We start from the raw sequence: 16,831 nt of genomic DNA, 5'->3' as shown, positions 1-16,831 counted from the left end.
CGCTGTTTTCTCTCCTTGAACGAGTGTCAAATTTTTGTTATAACCCATCAGTATCGGTGCAAATTTTACAGCCCGGTGAAGGGGTGCATACATGGCAGATCCTCAGATGGTGATGTACGACGAGGAGTTCAGGCTGATCAATCTTGCGATCGAGAAGCTGCTCCGGGAGGCCAACGCCAAGGTGATCTTCCTGGTCGACAAAAACGGCCAGCTCATCGCCGGCTGCGGCGAGACCGAGCGGTTTGACACCACGTCGCTGGCATCGCTCACTGCGGGAAACATCGCCGCCACCGGTGGTCTTGCCAAGCTGATCGGCGAGAAGGAATTTTCCATCCTGTTCCACGAGGGGGAAAAGGACAACCTCCATATCTCCATCGTCGGTGGGCGGGTGATTCTTGTGGTCCTCTTCGACACCCGGTCCTCCCTGGGGCTGGTAAGGCTCCGGGTCAAGAAGGCCTCCGAGGAGTTGACCGCCATCTTCGACCGGCTCATGAAAAAGGCCGAGGAGAAGGAGCGGAGCGGCATCCAGGAGTTCCCTTTCGCCGAGATCACCGACGACGACATCGATAATCTCTTTAACTGACGGCCCGGGGGTACGGCGGATGTCCTTCATCAACTACGCATCGCGCGAGATAAACTGTAAGATTGTCTACTACGGGCCGGGCCTCTGCGGCAAGACCACCAACCTTCAGCATGTCTACCAGAAGACCGCTCCCGAGGCGAAGGGGAAGATGATCAGTCTCGCCACGGAGACGGAGCGGACTCTCTTTTTCGATTTCCTCCCCCTGGCCCTTGGCGAGATCCGCGGCTTCAAGACCCGGTTCCACCTCTACACCGTTCCCGGCCAGGTTTTCTACGATGCCTCCCGCAAGCTGATCCTCAAGGGGGTGGACGGCGTGGTTTTCGTGGCCGATTCCCAGGAGGAGCGGATGGATGCCAATGTCGAGTCACTGGACAACCTCCGTTTCAATCTCAAGGAACAGGGATACGATCTGGACAAGCTTCCCTACGTGATTCAGTACAACAAGCGGGATCTGCCGGAAGTCCTGTCCGTGGAAGAACTCCGGCGAGAACTGAACCCCACGGGGGTTCCCGAGTTCGAGGCCTGCGCCTCCACCGGCGAAGGGGTTTTCGAGACCCTGAAGGCGGTCGCCAAGCTGATCCTCATTGACCTCAAGAAAGGGCGCTGAAGCCTCAGCGCGTGAATCGATCCCACGTTTGCGGCCCATGGCAATGCCATGGGCCTTTTTTGTTTTGCCTGCCGGTAAAATGACGTAGAATGGCGGCCACCGACGGTTAGAAGCCGAAGGACGGGCTTTCAGGCGGGGGACGATGCATTTCGGTGGTGCCTACGAAGACGAGATAGTTGGCAAGGCCTATGACGGGAGGCTCATGGCGCGGTTTATCCGCTACGTGCTCCCCTACCGGTGGCTCGCCGTGGCAGCCCTCTGCCTCCTTCCCCTCTCGGCGGCGGCCCGGCTGGCCCAGCCGTGGATCATGAAGGTGGCCATCGATGAGCACATTATCACCGGCCGGATGGAGGGTCTGCCGCTGGTGGCGGCCGGATTTCTCGCCCTGATCCTTGCCGAGTCGCTCCTGACGTTCTTTGAGGTCTGGCTCCTCCAGTACCTGGGGCAGAGGGTGATGTTCGATCTCCGCATGGAGCTCTTCAGCCACGTCCAGCGGCTTCCGGTCGCCTTTTTCGACCGGACTCCCACCGGGAGCCTCGTGACAAGGCTCACCAGCGACGTGGAAGTCCTCGGCGAGATGTTCGCCGCAGGGATCATTACGGTGGTGGGGGACATCCTCTTCCTGGCCGGGATCGTCGGGGTGATGCTCTGGATGAACCTGAAGCTCTCCCTAGTCACCTTCGCAGTCCTGCCGGTGCTCATCTGGGTCGCCTTTACGTTTCGGGTCAGGATGCGCAAGGCCTTCCGGGAGGTACGTGCCCGGCTGGCGAACCTCAACACCTTTCTGGCCGAGACCATCGGCGGCATGGCGGTGGTTCAGCTTTTCAACCGGCAAGAAACCGAGCGGCGGGAGTTTTCGCGGCTCAACGCCGCTTACCGGGACGCCAACCTCCCGGTCATCACCTGGGACGCCTCCCTCTATGCCTTGGTGGAGACCCTTTCCTCCATCGCCGTGGGGCTCATCATCTGGTACGGCGGGGGGGAGATCGTCAGCGGCGCCCTTACCTTCGGGGCACTGGTGGCCTTCATCCAGTACACCGAAAAATTTTTCGGCCCCATCCGGGATCTTTCGGCCAAGTACTCCATCATGCAGGGAGCCATGGCGGCCCTAGAGCGGATTTTCAACCTGCTGGACACCGAGAAGGATGGATACCCCTCACCCGGCCTTCGGCCACCCTCTCCCTCCAGGCGGGGGGCCGGGGATGAGGGGGCAGTCAACACCATCGCCTTCAAGGATGTCTGGTTCGCTTACAAGGACGAGGAGTACGTCCTCCGGGGGATAGACCTCACCATCCGGCGGGGGGAGAAGGTGGCGTTGGTGGGGGAGACGGGCGGCGGCAAGACGACGGTGACCCGGCTCCTCTCCCGCTTCTACGACGTGAGCAGGGGGAGCATCCTCTTTGACGGCGCCGACATCCGGGAGCTGCCCCTTCCCGACCTCCGGCGCCGGATCGGCGTGGTCCTCCAGGAACCGTATCTTTTCACCGGCACCATCGGGTTCAATATCTCCCTGGGGGACGAGGGGGCTGCTGCCAGGATGGAGGAGGCGGCACGGCTTGTGGGGGCCGCCCGGTTCATCGAGGCGCTTCCCAAAAAGTACGACGAGGAGGTGCGGGAGCGGGGGGTGAACCTCTCCGCCGGCGAGCGGCAGCTCATTTCCTTTGCCCGTGCCGTGGCTTTCGACCCGGAGATCCTCGTCCTCGACGAGGCCACCTCCAGCGTCGACAGCGAGTCTGAGCGGCTCATCCAGGAGGGGCTCCGGGCGCTCATGGCGGGCCGTACGTCTCTGGTGGTGGCTCACCGCCTCTCCACGGTTCAGGATGCCGACCGGATCGTCGTCATCCACCGGGGTGAAAAGGTGGAGGAGGGGACCCACCGCGAACTCCTGGCCGCCGGAGGAGTCTACGCACGGCTCTATCAGCTTCAGTTCAGGGAGCAGGACAATCCATGAAACACCTCATCCTCGGCACCGCCGGCCATATCGACCACGGCAAGACCTCCCTCGTCCGGGCACTCACCGGCATCGACACCGACCGCCTCCCCGAGGAGAAGAAGCGGGGGATCACCATCGAGCTCGGCTTTGCCCACCTGGAACTGCCGGGCGGTCTCCGGTTCGGCATCGTGGACGTGCCGGGGCACGAGCGCTTCGTCCGGACGATGGTCGCCGGTGTAGGGGGGATGGATCTCGTGATGCTCGTCATCGCCGCCGACGAGGGGGTCATGCCCCAGACCCGGGAGCACCTGGAGATCTGTCAGCTCCTGGGGGTGAAGAAGGGGCTCGTGGCCCTCACCAAGAGCGACATGGTGGACCCCGAGTGGCTCGGTCTCGTGGCCGAAGAGGTGCGGGAGTACCTGGCAGGGAGCTTCCTGGAGGAGGCGCCGGTGGTGCCGGTCTCGTCCCGGACCGGCGCGGGGATCGATGATCTCAAGGGGGAACTGGCCCGCCTTGCCGCCCAGGTGGAGGAAAAGCGGAGCGAAGGCCCGTTCCGCCTCCCCGTGGACCGGGTTTTCACCGTCACCGGCTTCGGCACGGTGGTGACCGGAACGCTCCTGGCCGGCGAGATCCGGGTGGGGGACGAGGTGGAGCTGCTCCCCTCGGGCAGGGAGGCTCGGGTGCGGGGCGTGCAGACCCACGGCCGGAAGGGAGATGCGGCCGGCGCCGGGCAGCGGGTGGCGGTGAACCTCCAGGGGGTCGAGCACACGGAAGTGGTGCGGGGGGACATCGTGGTGCCCCGGGGTGTTTTTCGGACCACCCGTGCCGTGGATGTCCGCCTCGACCTCCTCCCAACGGCCCCCAAGGAGCTTCGGCACCGGGCCACGCTCCGGCTCCATTCAGCCACCTACGAGGTGCCGGCCCAGGTGATCCTTCTGGACCGGGACGTCCTGGCGCCGGGGGAATCCGCTTTTGTCCAGCTTCGCCTGAAGCATCCGGTGCTCCTCCTCCCCGGCGACCCCTTCGTGCTCCGCTCCTACTCCCCCCAGGTCACCGTGGGCGGTGGCCGGGTTCTGGACCCGATACCTCCCCGTCGCCGGCGGCGCTCCGATGAGGCGCTGGCGCTTCTTCATGCCTTGGGGGAGCACGCCGAGGCGGACACCGTCAGACTCCTGGTGGCCGGAAGCCTCCTCTCCGGCGTTGCCTTCGAGGAAATATCGCTCCGCAGCGGCCTCTCTCCCCGCAGGGCCGAGGCTGCCCTGGCCTCGCTCCTGTCGGCCGGCGAGGTGGTGCAGGTGGTCCGGGAACCCCGGATCCTCCTCTCCCGGGACGCGTTCGGCTCCCTCAAGTCCCATCTTCAGGGGGAGGTGGAAGGGTATCTGCGGGATAACCCGCTGAAAGAGGGGATCGGCAAGGAGGAGTTGAAGACCCGCCTTCCGAAACGGAGTGATCCCCGTTTCTTCACGCCACTGCTGACTTCCCTCGAAAAGGAGGGGAAGGTGGTGGTGGAGCGGGAACTGGTGAAGCTCCCCGGCCGTAAGGGGGAGCCGACCGTGGACCAGTCCGGCCTCCAGGGGCGGATCGAGGCAGCTCTTCTGCGGGGGGGCTTTGAGCCTCCCACCGTGAAGGAACTGTGCGACCAGCTCCGCTGCGGCGAGAAGGAGCTTCTGGAGCACCTGAACATCCTTGCCCGGCAGGGGCGGGCCGTGAAGCTCAAGAGCGACGTGTTCTACCCCCCCGGCCCTGTCGGAGAGATCCGGGAGAAACTCGTCGCCCGCCTTCGGGAGAAGGGGGAGATCACCCCACCGGAGTTTCGGGAGCTTACTGGCCTCTCCCGTAAATTCATGATCCCTCTCCTTGAGTTTTTCGATCAGGAGAAAATCACCATCCGGGTTGGTGACAAGCGGATTCTGCGTAAGGGGTAGAGGTTTGCACTCTGGAGCATTGCAACAGTTTCATTATGGCGTACTATTTAACGGCCAGTTTTGGGAAAGCGGGACGCAGAGAGGAGAGTGCCGATGGAGAAGTTTCAGGTTCTTCTGGTGGAGGATAATCCGGACGATGAATTTCTCGCGCTGCGCGCCTTGCGCAAGCAGGGAATCGACAACATTGTCGTTGCCCACGATGGGGAAGAGGCCCTTGCACGTCTTCTGGGCCCCGGTTCTCCGGGGGGGGGAGGGGAGATTCTCGAACCGGCGTTTATCCTGCTCGACCTGAAGCTGCCGAAAATAAACGGCATTGAGGTTCTCACCGCCCTTCGCGGCAACGTGAGGACTAAGCAGGTTCCGGTCATCGTCATCAGTTCGTCCCGGGAGGAGACCGACCTGAAATGCTGCCGTGAGTTGGACGTCCTCAGCTGCCTGACCAAGCCGGTGGATGGGAAAGAGATAGTTGGCATCCTGGAGAAGGCCGGCCTCTTCGATATACACCCCTCTTGACGCGCCCTGCCCCGTGGGGGGGCGATGACCCTCATTCCACGCGCCATCGGGTAAAAATACCTTCACAAGTCGGGGGTAATGTGGTAATTATTACGACTTTCCAGCTGCTTTCCCTTCTCACTTTTCCCGCGACGGTTACCTGTGATGGCAAAGAAGATCTGCATAGCGAATCAGAAGGGTGGGGTCGGCAAGACCACCACCGCCGTCAACCTTGCCGCTTCCCTTGCGGCGGCGGAAAAGCGGACGCTCCTGGTGGACATGGACCCCCAGGGGAACGCCGGAAGCGGCGTCGGCATCGACAAGGGGAGCCTGACGGAGTCGGTCTACGACGCCATCATCAACGACGCCGATCCGGCAACGCTCATAGTCAGGACCGACCTCGCCTGTCTCGACCTCCTTCCCGCCACCACCGACCTGGCCGGCGCCGAGCTGGAACTCGTCTCCGCCATGGCGCGGGAATGGAAACTCAAGGAGGCCCTGGCACACCTTGATGATCGGTATGACTACATCATCATCGACTGTCCCCCATCCTTGGGGCTTCTCACCGTCAACGCCATGACCGCCGCCGACTCGGTCCTTATCCCGCTCCAGTGCGAGTACTACGCCATGGAAGGGCTTTCACAGATCATCAAGACTATCAAGCTGGTTCAGAAGGGGCTCAACCCGAAGCTCGCCATTGAAGGGATCCTTCTCACCATGTACGACGGCCGTATCAACCTTTCCCGCCAGGTAAGCGAGGAGATCCGGACCCACTTCGGCTCCCTTGCCTTCCAGACCGTGGTCCCCCGCAACGTGAGACTCTCCGAGGCCCCGAGCCACGGCCGTCCCATCATCCTGTACGACATAACCTCCAAGGGGGCCGTCACCTATATGGAACTGGCCAAGGAACTCATGGAAAGGGAGGCGCACCATGGTTAGGAAGACCGGACTCGGCAAGGGGATGGCGGCCCTTCTTCCGGTCGTGGAGGAGGAGGGGAAACGCTACTTCTCCTGCCCCATCGAAGAGATCCGTCCCAACCGGAACCAGCCCCGCAAGACCTTCACCCCCGACAGGCTGGAAGAGCTTGCCGCATCCATCCGCGAGAAGGGGATAATCCAGCCCCTCGTGGTGCGGAAAAAGGGAGACCACTACGAGCTCATCGCCGGCGAGCGCCGCTGGCGGGCCGCCCAGAAGGCCGGACTCCGCGAGGTGCCGGTGGTCATCCAGGACGTCTCCGAGGATACCGCCCTGGAGATGGCCCTCATCGAGAACATCCAGCGGGAGGACTTGAACGCCGTGGAGGAGGCCGAGGCCTACCACGCCCTCATGGAGAACTTCAGCCTGACTCAGGACGAGCTCGCGAAGAGGGTGGGGAAGGATCGATCCACCGTGGCCAACTCCCTGCGGCTCCTGAAGCTTCCCGCCGAACTGAAGAAGGACATCGTCGAAGAGCGCTTGGCCATGGGCCATGCGCGGGCGATTCTTGCCCTCGATACCGACCTCCAGATGCGGGAGGCCCGCGATGCCGTCGTCAAGGGAAACCTCACCGTGCGCGAGGCGGAAAGCCTTGTGAAACGGTTGAAGGGGGAGCAGAAGCCCAAGCCTAAGGTTGCAACCGTGGAGGTCCATGCTGCTGACCTCGTGGAGCAGTTGCGGCGTCGCTTCATGACAAAAATTGCGGTTCGCAAGAGCGGCAAAGGGGGCAAAATCGAGATTGCCTACGGCAGCCGCGACGAACTTGCAAGAATCGTCGATCTTCTGCTCGGTTAAAGGGCGTGCGATACGGTCGGGAGCATGCACGCCGTATCGTTTTTTGGATAAATTTGTTGACAAGTGCCAATGCGTGTGATAGCTAACGTCTGTTTTGCGGCCTTACGACCGCATATTTTTTTGATACAGTACCCCGTATACGGAATACAAACTACAAGTGGTGGATTTTACGGAGCGGTAGCGTGATAAGTTTAGATCTTGCCTTTGTGATTCAGTTCGTAAACTTCCTGGTTCTCCTCCTGGTTCTGAACATCTTCCTCTACAAGCCGATCAGAAAAATCATGGCGGACCGGAAGGCGCAGATTGACGGCGCAAAAGAGCGGGCCGCGGCGGTTGACAAGGACGTGCAGGAAAAAATGGCACTCTACGAAGCCCGCCTGCGCGAAATTAAGGCGAAGGCCAATGCCGAGCGTGAGACCCTTCGCAGCGGCGCACTTCAGGAAGAGGCCGCTGTCATCGAGAAGGCCCGCAAGGAGGCTGCCGATTCTCTCTCCTCCATCAAGAACAGGGTGGCACAAGAAGCCGCTGCCGCCAAGCAGCTCCTGGCGGAGCAGGCCCGTGCCCTGTCCCTTGAAATCAGCGAGAAAGTCCTTGGGAGGAGTCTGTAACATGGCAAACGCATGCAAGAAGAAAAGGCTCCTGAAGTCCGTGATGATGCCTGCGGCGGTCTGTGCCGCCGTGATCGGCCTTTCAGCCCTCGGGTTTGCCGCCGAGGGGGGCGAGGGTGCCCACCACGTCGACACCGGCAAGCAGATGAAGGATTTCATGTGGAGGGTCATCGACTTTGCCGCCCTTCTCGGTGTCATCATCTGGGCCCTCAAGAAGGCCAATGCCAAGGGTGCCTTGGCAGACCGCACCGCCAACATCGAGAAGGCCCTCCGTGAAGCCGAGGAGGCCCGGGCAGCTGCCGAGAAGAAGTTTGCCGAGTATAGCGGGAAGCTGGAAAAGGCGAACCTGGAAATCGACGATATCTACGCCGCAATCCGCAAGGAAGCCGAGTTGGAGAAGGAGCGGATCATCGCGGAGGCGAAGCTGACCGCTGACAAGATTCGCGAGCAGGCCGCCGCCACTGCCTCTCAGGAGGTTCTCAAGGCCAAGGCAGAACTCCGCGGGGAGGCTGCGCGACTTGCCGTTCAGATGGCTGAGCAGTCACTGCGCGAGAACATCAAGAAAGACGACCAGGATCGGCTGGTTAACGACTATCTTACGAAGGTGGAGAACTTACATTGATCTCGAACGCTATTGCACGTCGCTACGCCAAGGCGCTGGTGCAGCTCGGGGCCGAGGAAGACGCGGTCGACCGGTTCGGTGCCGAGTTGGGGCAGTTCGCAGCCCTGCTTGAAGGAAACGCCGACATCGATTCCGTCTTGAAAAGCCCTGCGTACCGCATTGAAGCCAAGAGGGAAATTCTCAAGGACGTTCTTGCGAAGTTGAGCCTCTCCGGCACGGTCTCCAACTTTCTCCAGGTTCTCCTCGACCGGGGGAGAATCAGTTTCCTTCCCCAGATTGCCCACAGCTATGCCGCATTCGCCGACGAGCTTTCCGGCGTCATTCGCCCGGTGCTCACTTCGGCTTTCCCTCTTGAGGATGCCCAGGTGGAGAGCATGAAGGGCGCGCTGGTCAAGGCAACGGGGAAGAAGGTGCAGCTGTCGGTCCAGGTGGAGCCCTCGCTCATCGGCGGGGTGATCACCAAGATCGGCGACAAGGTTTTTGACGGCAGCGTACGGACCCAGTTGAACAGGATTCAGGATATATTACAGAAGGGGTGAGAGGTTCCATGGAAATCAGAGCCGAAGAAATCAGCGAAATTATCCGCAAGCAGATCAAGGAGTACGGCAAGGAGGTCGAGGTGGCCGAGACCGGCACCATCATCTCCGTCGGTGACGGTATCGCCCGCATCCACGGCCTGGACAAGGCCATGGCCGGCGAGCTCCTGGAGTTCCCCGGCGGGGTCTCCGGCATGGTTCTCAACCTCGAAGAGGACAACGTCGGTGCGGCGATCCTCGGTGAAGACAACGAGAACATAAAGGAAGGGACCACCGTCAAGCGGACCGGCAGGATCGTCGAGGTTCCGGTTGGCGAGGCCCTCATCGGCCGCGTTGTCAACGCCATTGGCCAACCCATTGACGGCAAGGGCCCCATCAACACCTCCACCTTCGGTAAGGTCGAGGTGAAGGCCCCCGGCATCGTCAAGCGGAAGTCGGTCCACCAGCCGATGCAGACCGGCCTCAAGGCCATCGACGCCATGGTTCCGGTTGGCCGCGGCCAGCGGGAGCTCATCATCGGCGACCGCCAGACCGGCAAGACCGCCGTTGCCATCGACACCATCATCAACCAGAAGGGTGGCGACCTCATCTGTATCTACGTGGCCATCGGCCAGAAGCGTTCCACCGTTGCCCAGGTGGTGAGCAAGCTCCAGGAGCACGGGGCGATGGATTACACCATCATTGTTTCCGCCTCCGCCTCCGAGCCTGCACCGCTCCAGTTCATCGCCCCCTACACCGGCGTCACCATGGGCGAGTACTTCCGGGACAACGGCAAGCATGCCCTGATCATCTACGACGACCTCTCCAAGCAGGCCGTCGCCTATCGCCAGCTTTCCCTGCTCCTTCGCCGTCCGCCGGGGCGTGAAGCCTATCCGGGCGACGTTTTCTACCTCCACAGCCGCCTCCTCGAGCGTGCGGCGAAGCTCTCCGACGACTGCGGCGCAGGCTCCCTTACCGCGCTCCCGATCATCGAGACCCAGGCTGGTGACGTTTCCGCCTATATTCCGACCAACGTCATCTCCATCACCGACGGTCAGATCTATCTGGAGAGCGACCTGTTCTACTCCGGCGTCCGCCCGGCCATCAACGTCGGCCTCTCGGTCTCCCGGGTCGGTGGTTCCGCTCAGGTGAAGGCCATGAAGCAGGTTGCCGGTACGCTCCGTCTGAACCTCGCCCAGTATCGCGAGATGGCAGCCTTTGCCCAGTTCGGTTCCGACCTGGACAAGGCGACCCAGATGCAGCTGGCCCGTGGCGAGCGCCTCGTGGAGATTCTCAAGCAACCCCAGTACCGTCCGATTCCCAACGAGAAACAGGTCCTCATCATCTTCGCCGCCAACAACGGCTACGTGGATGACTACCCCGTCGCCTCCCTGCGCCGTTACGAGAGCGAGCTCTATTCCTTCTTCGATGGAAGGAAGGCCGATATCCTCGCCGAACTGCGCGACAAGAAGGCGATCGATGACGACCTCAAGGGCAAGATTGTTGCCGCCCTTGACGAATTCAAGAAGGAATTTACCGCGTAATCTAAGGACGGTTCTCCCACTATGGCAAGCCTGAAAAGCATAAAAAAGCGTATTGTCTCGGTAAAAAACACCAGACAGATAACCAAGGCCATGAAGATGGTCTCGGCTGCGAAGCTGCGCCGTGCCCAGGAAAACGTGGTTGCCGCCCGCCCCTACGCGAAGAAGCTGGGGGAGGTTCTGGACCGCCTGGCCAAGAGTCAGGACGGGAGTTCGAGCCCCCTGCTACAGAAGCGCATCAGCCAGAAGGCCCTCCTCGTGGTGGTTACCTCTGACCGGGGTCTCTGCGGTGGCTTCAACGCCAACATCTGCAAGGCCGCGGAGCGCTTCATCAGGGAGAAGAAGGCTGAGTTCGCCGAAATCTCCGTGACCACCGTCGGCCGCAAGGGTTTCGAGTTCCTGAAAAATCGTCAGAAGATCCACAAGAACTACGGCAACGTCCTTTCGAACCTCAGCTACCCCACTGCTGCGCTTCTGGCCCAGGAAGTGGTTGAGGGGTACGTGGCGGAGGAATACGACGAGGTCTATCTCCTCTTCAACGCGTTCCGCAGTGTCATGTCCCAGGACATCACCCTCCAGCAGCTCCTCCCGATTGTTCCCGAGGAGACAGCCGAAGAGGAATACGTTCCCGAGTACATCTACGAGCCATCCAAGGGGGAGCTTCTTGATGAACTCCTTCCCAAGCACATCGAGGTGCAGGTATTCAAGGCGCTGCTGGAGTCGGTGGCATCGGAGCACGGCGCCCGGATGACCGCCATGGACAGTGCGTCCAAGAACGCCACCGAGATGATCGGCAAGCTGACCCTTCAGTACAACCGGGCCCGCCAAGCAGCAATCACGACCGAGCTCATGGAGATCATCTCCGGTGCCGAGTCGATCAAGGGATAAGTTAATCTCACGATTATAAAATAGAGGCCCGGCACGGGCCGCAGGAGGAAGAGGCACCATGAGTCAGAACTTTGGTAGAATTTCGCAGGTTATCGGCGCGGTTATCGACGTCGAGTTCGAGCCGGGCAAACTGCCTCCCATCTACAACGCCCTCCGGGTCACCAACCCGGCCATTGACGATAAAGAATACAACCTGGTGCTCGAAGTTGCCCAGCACCTGGGCGAGAACTCCGTCCGGACCATCGCCATGGACTCCACCGACGGTCTCGTTCGGGGCCAGGCTGCCCTCGACACCGGCAAGCAGATCTCCGTGCCGGTCGGCCGCAAGACCCTGGGCCGCATCCTGAACGTCATCGGCGAGCCCGTTGACGAGATGGGTCCGGTCAATGCAGAGAAGGAGTACGGCATCCACCGCGAATCCCCTTCCTTCGTGGACCAGTCCACCAAGGTTGAAGCCTTCACCACCGGCATCAAGGTCGTCGACCTCCTCGCTCCCTATGCCCGGGGGGGCAAGATCGGCCTCTTCGGCGGCGCCGGCGTCGGCAAGACTGTTCTCATCATGGAGCTCATCAACAACATCGCCAAGCAGCACGGCGGTTTCTCCGTGTTCGCCGGCGTTGGCGAGCGGACCCGTGAAGGAAACGACCTCTGGATGGAGATGAAGGAGTCCGGCGTTCTCGATAAGGCTGCTCTTGTCTACGGCCAGATGAACGAGCCGCCGGGAGCCCGTGCCCGGGTGGCACTCTCCGCGCTTTCCATTGCGGAGTACTTCCGTGACGAAGAAGGGCAGAACGTGCTCCTCTTCATCGATAACATCTTCCGTTTCACCCAGGCGGGTTCCGAGGTTTCGGCGCTTCTCGGCCGGATCCCTTCTGCCGTTGGTTACCAGCCTACTCTGGCCACTGAGATGGGTGAGCTCCAGGAGCGGATCACCTCCACCACCAAAGGTTCCATCACTTCGGTTCAGGCGATCTACGTTCCGGCTGACGACCTTACCGACCCTGCACCGGCAACGGCCTTCGCCCACCTGGATGCAACCACGGTTCTGTCCCGTCAGATCGCCGAGCTTGGCATCTACCCGGCCGTTGACCCCCTCGACTCCACGTCGCGGATTCTCGACCCCCAGGTAATCGGCGAAGAGCACTACGCCATCGCCCGCCAGGTTCAGTACGTCCTCCAGAAGTACAAGGACCTCCAGGACATCATCGCCATTCTCGGCATGGACGAGCTCTCCGAGGAGGACAAGCTGGTGGTTGCCCGCGCCCGGAAGATCCAGCGCTTCCTCTCCCAGCCCTTCCACGTGGCAGAAGCCTTCACCGGCAGCCCCGGCAAGTACGTTGAGCTGAAGGACACCATCAAGGGCTTCCAGGAGATCGTTGCCGGCAAGCACGACGACATCCCCGAGCAGGCCTTCTACATGGTTGGCACCATCGAAGAGGCACTAGAAAAAGCGAAGAAGCTTGCTGCCTAAGATTCACATGACCTCGTCGCAGGGAGGCCGTGACGGCTTCCCTGCCAAAAGGATGAAGATAGATGGCTGAAAAACTGAAAGTCGATCTGGTAACACCCTATAAGAAGATCCTGTCCGAAGAGGTCGATGAGATCACGGCCACGGGCGCCCTCGGCGAGTTCAGCGTTCTTCCGGGCCACGCGCCGTTTCTCACTTCCCTGAAGATCGGTGAGCTCACCTACAAGAAGGGTGGGCAGTTCTTCCATCTGGCCGTCAACTGGGGCTATTTCGAAGTGGAGGACGACAAGGTCACGGTGCTCGTCGAAACCGCGGAGCGGGCAGACGAGATCGATCTTGAGCGCGCAAAGGCTGCTCTTGGTCGTGCCGAAGCGGCACTCAAGGGTCTCTCCCCTGAAGACAAGAGCTACAAGACCCAGGAGGCAGCCCTGGAGCGGGCCCTGATCCGTATGCAGGTGGCAGGCAAGTCCACCCGGAAGTAGCGAAAAATCACCACGTACCAAGAAGAGCGGCCTAGCCGCTCTTTTTTTTTCACTGATGCAGGCCCTGAATCCTGCTATGATCCGACCATGCCAAACACTAAACCACGTATTGTCATAACCATGGGGGACCCCACCGGGGTCGGCCCCGAGATCATCGCCGCAACCCTGGCCGAGCCAGAGGTGCGCCAATGCTGCCGCTTCCTCGTTGTCGGCGACAGCGCGGCCATGGCACGGGGAATCACCGTCGCAGGCGCCGCGCTCCGGGTAGAGCGGACCGATACCCTGAACTGGGAAGAAAGCAAAGAAGGGGTGCTCCCCCTTTGGGAGATTTCGTCCCTCACCGAAGCGGACATGCAGTATGGCTGCCCCACCGTTGCCAGCGGCGACGCCATGTACCGGGCCATCTGCGAGGCCGCGCGACTCTGCCTTGAAGGAAATGCCGACGCCATGGCGACCGCTCCCATCAGCAAGGAGGCCCTGAACCGGGCCGGGCATCGGTATCCGGGGCATACGGAACTCCTGGCCGAACTGGCGGGGGCGGAGCGGGTCGTCATGATGCTGGCCGGCTTCCGGCTCCGGGTCACTCTCGTCACCATCCACGAGGCTTTGGCCGACGTGCCGCGTCTAGTGACCTTCGAGCGGGTGCTGGAGACAATCCGGATTACCCACCGGGATCTGCACCGCTATTTCAGGAGGAATCCCCGCATCGCGGTCCTGGCCCTCAATCCCCACTGCGGCGAAGGGGGGATGTTCGGGGACGAGGAGGCGCGCATCATTGCCCCTGCCGTGGCGGCTGCCCGGCAGGAGGGGATCGATGCGATCGGCCCCCTCTCGGCCGATACGCTTTTCCACTTCGCCGTCCAGGGCGCCTACGACGCGGTGGTCTGCATGTACCACGACCAGGGACTCATCCCCCTGAAGCTCCTCCACTTCGACGACGGGGTCAACGTGACCCTAGGGCTCCCCATTATCCGCACCTCCGTGGACCACGGCACCGCCTACGATCTGGCCGGAACCGGCAGGGCCTCGGCCGAGAGCATGAAGGCGGCCATCCTCATGGCGGCGGAGATGGCGCGGGTGAAGGGATCGGGAGGCGGAACACCGTGACCATGAAAAAGATGCTCTATCTGGCCATCGGGGCCGTGGTGGCCTATGGAGCCTACATTGCCCTATCCCTCATGTTCCTTCCGTCGGTGGAAGAGCTCAAGAACCGCCGCACGAACATGACCATTCAGGTGAAGGACTGGCACGGCGACTACCATCCCTTCACCGTGGGGCCCAAGAACCGCTACTGGACCCCGTCGGGGAGCATCCCGGCGGAGATGAAGTGGGCGGTGATCCTGGCGGAAGATTCCAACTTCTACAAGCACGAGGGGATCGACGTGAAGGCCATCAAGAATGCCATCAAGTACGATCTCGAAAAGAAGAGCTTCGCCCGAGGGGCCTCCACCATCACCCAGCAGGTGGCCAAGAACCTCTTCCTCTCCCGCGAGAAGACCATCTCCCGCAAGGTGAAGGAGATCGTCCTGGCCAAGCGGATGGAGGAGGAGCTGACCAAGGGAAGGATCATCGAGCTCTACCTGAACGTTGTGGAGCTGGGGCCCATGGTCTACGGTATCGGCCACGGCGCCCGCTACTACTTCGGCAAGCCCGCCTCGGCCCTGACCCCCCGGGAGTGCGCCTTCCTGGCCGCCATGCTGCCGGGGCCCCGGGTGGCCTACAATCCCTACAAGAATCTGGACAAGGTGCTGAAGCGCTCCAACATGATCCTGCGGCTGCTGCGGAACAAGGGGGTCCTCTCGGCTGGCGAGTACCAGCAGGCCCTGGGGCAGGAGCCCAATATCGCCGGACTCCAGCGGAAGGTGGATCAGAGCATCGAGAAGGTGGAGGCGACGTTCCAGAACTTCACGGGTAGTGCCGGGCCCCAGGAGCCGGTGCCGGTGCCGGCGTCCGAGGGAGAAGGCACCGTTAAGGAAGCGCCTGCTGCACTGCCGCCTGCGGAACCAGCCGGTACGACACCTGCGGAAGAGGGGAAGGGGGGAGCGCCCCCCGTTCAGGAGGAGCAGAAATAGGAAAGGGCGGGGATTTCCCCGCCCTTTTTGCGCGAACTCGATTAGTAAGAAAACCTGAAATTCATCAGAATAACCCGGAGATACGGAGGACACGGAGCAACGCCAAGCGGTCGGTAACAAATGAACTTTGGTATCCCCCCGCCTTGCAGGCTGGAGCTATTGTCTTTTCTCCGTGCTCTCTGTGTCTCCGTGTTATTAATAACGATTTCATTCTACACGCGGTAACTCTCGATGGCCGGGTCCGAGAACTCGTTAGGGACGACAATAATTCGCTCGTTGTCGTCGATCACCACTTTCACCCGGCACTCAGCCCCCGCTTCGGCCCGGGTGTAGCGCAGGAGTATCTTCGCGGAGGTCTCCAGAAGCGCGTCGTCCACGACCCCCATGAGGACCCCCAGGGGGCTCGATCCGTCGAGCCAGCGGAGCGTCGCCTCTCCCGGCTGGATGTTGTGGGAGAGGAGCTCGTTCTCCGCTTCGTTGCGGCCGATGAGGACCTTAGTGCGGGGGCCGACCCGGAAGTGGCGCGCAACCTTGAGGAGGCGGAAATCCCGCAGGTTCAGCTGGTCCGAGTGATCGAACACGTCCCTCACCTTGGAGACAAAGGAGACCTCGGTCAGGAGGCACCCCCCCGCGGGGCAGGGGTAGTTCTTCACGTCCAGCTCTTCGGCCAGCTGCATCTGCTCCTTGCGGGAGCGTCCCTGGATGGCCAGGAGCTTCTCCCGGTCCACCCACCCTTCCTGCTCGGGGAGGGTCGGTTCGAAGTGCTTGGCCGACAGGGGGCGCAGGAGCCGTCCCGCCAGGCCGCTCTCCCGCTCGATGATGTCGAGGGTGTGGCGGCGCTGGCTCATGGGGCGCTGCCCCAGCACCTCGCCGGTGATGACGAAGTCGGCGCCGCTTTCTTCTAAGTACTCTTTTGCCTTGCGCAAGAGGAAGATCCGGCAGTCGATGCAGGGGTTCATCCCCTTGCCGTAGCCGTGTTTGGGCTTTCTGACCACCTCCAGGTAGTCGACACCCTTGTGCATCACCTTGATGGGGATGCCGAACTCTTCGGCCACCCGGATCGCTTCCGATTTGCATCCCGCGTTTTTTCCGGTACAGGTACAGAAGGGGGAGGTGAAATTGAGGGCTTCGACCTCGATCCCCTGCTCAAGCATCACCTTGACCGCAAGGGTAGAGTCGAGCCCCCCGGAGAGGAGGGCGAGGGCTTTTCTTTTCATGTGAACGCTCCTGGGGCGCCATGACGGGCGTCAGCAGACGCGGGGCCGGTCACGGAACCGAAAATTTTTCATGAGCCTAGCACAGGGCCGTCTGTTGTGTAAAGGAT

Annotated in this window: 17 protein-coding genes; 16 read left to right on the top strand and 1 reads right to left on the bottom strand. The window is 61.6% G+C overall.

The annotated features are described in order from the left end of the window. Positions 1 to 91: 91 nt before the first annotated feature. The 16 genes from GMET_RS17135 (at position 92) to GMET_RS17060 (ending at position 15,507) form a co-directional block, all read left to right on the top strand. Positions 92 to 583 (top strand): roadblock/LC7 domain-containing protein, encoded by a 492-nt coding sequence (locus GMET_RS17135; RefSeq protein WP_004514225.1) that lies wholly within the window; start codon positions 92 to 94, stop codon positions 581 to 583. Positions 584 to 602: 19 nt separating this feature from the next. After that, positions 603 to 1,190: a GTP-binding protein gene (locus GMET_RS17130; RefSeq protein WP_011366190.1), complete on the top strand. Its 588-nt coding sequence runs from the start codon at positions 603 to 605 to the stop codon at positions 1,188 to 1,190. Positions 1,191 to 1,332: 142 nt separating this feature from the next. Then, on the top strand, positions 1,333 to 3,141 hold the full coding sequence (locus tag GMET_RS17125; protein WP_004514223.1) for an ABC transporter ATP-binding protein: 1,809 nt from the start codon (positions 1,333 to 1,335) through the stop codon (positions 3,139 to 3,141). Beyond that, positions 3,138 to 5,048 carry a selenocysteine-specific translation elongation factor gene (gene selB / locus GMET_RS17120; RefSeq protein WP_011366189.1) on the top strand — a complete coding sequence of 637 codons (1,911 nt, stop codon included), beginning with the start codon at positions 3,138 to 3,140 and terminating at the stop codon, positions 5,046 to 5,048. Before GMET_RS17125 ends, selB begins: the two co-directional genes overlap by 4 nt. 93 nt (positions 5,049 to 5,141) lie before the next feature. Next, positions 5,142 to 5,561: a response regulator gene (locus tag GMET_RS17115; RefSeq protein ID WP_004514221.1), complete on the top strand. Its 420-nt coding sequence runs from the start codon at positions 5,142 to 5,144 to the stop codon at positions 5,559 to 5,561. Positions 5,562 to 5,705: 144 nt separating this feature from the next. Beyond that, positions 5,706 to 6,479 carry a ParA family protein gene (locus GMET_RS17110; RefSeq protein WP_004514220.1) on the top strand — a complete coding sequence of 258 codons (774 nt, stop codon included), beginning with the start codon at positions 5,706 to 5,708 and terminating at the stop codon, positions 6,477 to 6,479. After that, positions 6,472 to 7,311 carry a ParB/RepB/Spo0J family partition protein gene (locus GMET_RS17105; RefSeq protein WP_004514219.1) on the top strand — a complete coding sequence of 280 codons (840 nt, stop codon included), beginning with the start codon at positions 6,472 to 6,474 and terminating at the stop codon, positions 7,309 to 7,311. The genes GMET_RS17110 and GMET_RS17105 overlap by 8 nt, the downstream gene beginning before the upstream one ends. A 182-nt stretch (positions 7,312 to 7,493) precedes the next feature. After that, complete coding sequence (locus GMET_RS17100) at positions 7,494 to 7,919, top strand: ATP synthase F0 subunit B (RefSeq protein ID WP_004514218.1); 426 nt, start codon at positions 7,494 to 7,496, stop codon at positions 7,917 to 7,919. 1 nt (position 7,920) lies between these two features. Continuing rightward, complete coding sequence (locus tag GMET_RS17095; RefSeq protein WP_004514217.1) at positions 7,921 to 8,541, top strand: ATP synthase F0 subunit B; 621 nt, start codon at positions 7,921 to 7,923, stop codon at positions 8,539 to 8,541. Next, positions 8,538 to 9,080, top strand: coding sequence for an ATP synthase F1 subunit delta (atpH, locus tag GMET_RS17090; RefSeq protein WP_004514216.1), 543 nt, complete (start codon positions 8,538 to 8,540; stop codon positions 9,078 to 9,080). The genes GMET_RS17095 and atpH overlap by 4 nt, the downstream gene beginning before the upstream one ends. 8 nt (positions 9,081 to 9,088) lie before the next feature. Beyond that, entirely contained in the window at positions 9,089 to 10,600 is a 1,512-nt protein-coding gene (gene atpA / locus GMET_RS17085; protein ID WP_004514215.1) for a F0F1 ATP synthase subunit alpha, read from the top strand. A gap of 21 nt (positions 10,601 to 10,621) precedes the next feature. Then, positions 10,622 to 11,485 carry an ATP synthase F1 subunit gamma gene (atpG, locus tag GMET_RS17080; RefSeq protein ID WP_004514214.1) on the top strand — a complete coding sequence of 288 codons (864 nt, stop codon included), beginning with the start codon at positions 10,622 to 10,624 and terminating at the stop codon, positions 11,483 to 11,485. Between the two features lie 58 nt (positions 11,486 to 11,543). Continuing rightward, entirely contained in the window at positions 11,544 to 12,956 is a 1,413-nt protein-coding gene (gene atpD, locus GMET_RS17075; protein ID WP_004514213.1) for a F0F1 ATP synthase subunit beta, read from the top strand. Between the two features lie 62 nt (positions 12,957 to 13,018). Next, positions 13,019 to 13,435 (top strand): F0F1 ATP synthase subunit epsilon, encoded by a 417-nt coding sequence (locus tag GMET_RS17070; RefSeq protein WP_004514212.1) that lies wholly within the window; start codon positions 13,019 to 13,021, stop codon positions 13,433 to 13,435. A gap of 87 nt (positions 13,436 to 13,522) precedes the next feature. After that, positions 13,523 to 14,542: a 4-hydroxythreonine-4-phosphate dehydrogenase PdxA gene (gene pdxA / locus GMET_RS17065; RefSeq protein ID WP_011366188.1), complete on the top strand. Its 1,020-nt coding sequence runs from the start codon at positions 13,523 to 13,525 to the stop codon at positions 14,540 to 14,542. Between the two features lie 2 nt (positions 14,543 to 14,544). Further along, complete coding sequence (locus tag GMET_RS17060) at positions 14,545 to 15,507, top strand: transglycosylase domain-containing protein (protein ID WP_011366187.1); 963 nt, start codon at positions 14,545 to 14,547, stop codon at positions 15,505 to 15,507. A gap of 212 nt (positions 15,508 to 15,719) precedes the next feature. Here GMET_RS17060 and GMET_RS17055 read toward each other — a convergent pair whose 3' ends face one another. After that, positions 15,720 to 16,724, bottom strand: coding sequence for a hypothetical protein (locus GMET_RS17055; RefSeq protein WP_004514209.1), 1,005 nt, complete (start codon positions 16,722 to 16,724; stop codon positions 15,720 to 15,722). Positions 16,725 to 16,831 lie beyond the last annotated feature (107 nt).

Source organism: Geobacter metallireducens GS-15 (assembly GCF_000012925.1).
Taxonomy (GTDB): domain Bacteria; phylum Desulfobacterota; class Desulfuromonadia; order Geobacterales; family Geobacteraceae; genus Geobacter; species Geobacter metallireducens.
The sequence above is the reverse complement of the archived record's forward strand: the minus strand, read 5'-3'. Positions and strand labels throughout refer to the sequence as shown.

Excerpts from the sequence above, each read along its gene's own strand:
- GMET_RS17135 (WP_004514225.1), top strand. The coding sequence starts at position 92 with ATGGCAGATCCTCAGATGGTGATGTACGACGAGGAGTTCAGGCTGATC.
- GMET_RS17130 (WP_011366190.1), top strand. The coding sequence starts at position 603 with ATGTCCTTCATCAACTACGCATCGCGCGAGATAAACTGTAAGATTGTC.
- GMET_RS17125 (WP_004514223.1), top strand. The coding sequence starts at position 1,333 with ATGCATTTCGGTGGTGCCTACGAAGACGAGATAGTTGGCAAGGCCTAT.
- selB (WP_011366189.1), top strand. The coding sequence starts at position 3,138 with ATGAAACACCTCATCCTCGGCACCGCCGGCCATATCGACCACGGCAAG.
- GMET_RS17115 (WP_004514221.1), top strand. The coding sequence starts at position 5,142 with ATGGAGAAGTTTCAGGTTCTTCTGGTGGAGGATAATCCGGACGATGAA.
- GMET_RS17110 (WP_004514220.1), top strand. The coding sequence starts at position 5,706 with ATGGCAAAGAAGATCTGCATAGCGAATCAGAAGGGTGGGGTCGGCAAG.
- GMET_RS17105 (WP_004514219.1), top strand. The coding sequence starts at position 6,472 with ATGGTTAGGAAGACCGGACTCGGCAAGGGGATGGCGGCCCTTCTTCCG.
- GMET_RS17095 (WP_004514217.1), top strand. The coding sequence starts at position 7,921 with ATGGCAAACGCATGCAAGAAGAAAAGGCTCCTGAAGTCCGTGATGATG.
- atpA (WP_004514215.1), top strand. The coding sequence starts at position 9,089 with ATGGAAATCAGAGCCGAAGAAATCAGCGAAATTATCCGCAAGCAGATC.
- atpG (WP_004514214.1), top strand. The coding sequence starts at position 10,622 with ATGGCAAGCCTGAAAAGCATAAAAAAGCGTATTGTCTCGGTAAAAAAC.
- atpD (WP_004514213.1), top strand. The coding sequence starts at position 11,544 with ATGAGTCAGAACTTTGGTAGAATTTCGCAGGTTATCGGCGCGGTTATC.
- GMET_RS17070 (WP_004514212.1), top strand. The coding sequence starts at position 13,019 with ATGGCTGAAAAACTGAAAGTCGATCTGGTAACACCCTATAAGAAGATC.
- pdxA (WP_011366188.1), top strand. The coding sequence starts at position 13,523 with ATGCCAAACACTAAACCACGTATTGTCATAACCATGGGGGACCCCACC.
- GMET_RS17060 (WP_011366187.1), top strand. The coding sequence starts at position 14,545 with ATGAAAAAGATGCTCTATCTGGCCATCGGGGCCGTGGTGGCCTATGGA.
- GMET_RS17055 (WP_004514209.1), bottom strand. The coding sequence starts at position 16,724 with ATGAAAAGAAAAGCCCTCGCCCTCCTCTCCGGGGGGCTCGACTCTACC.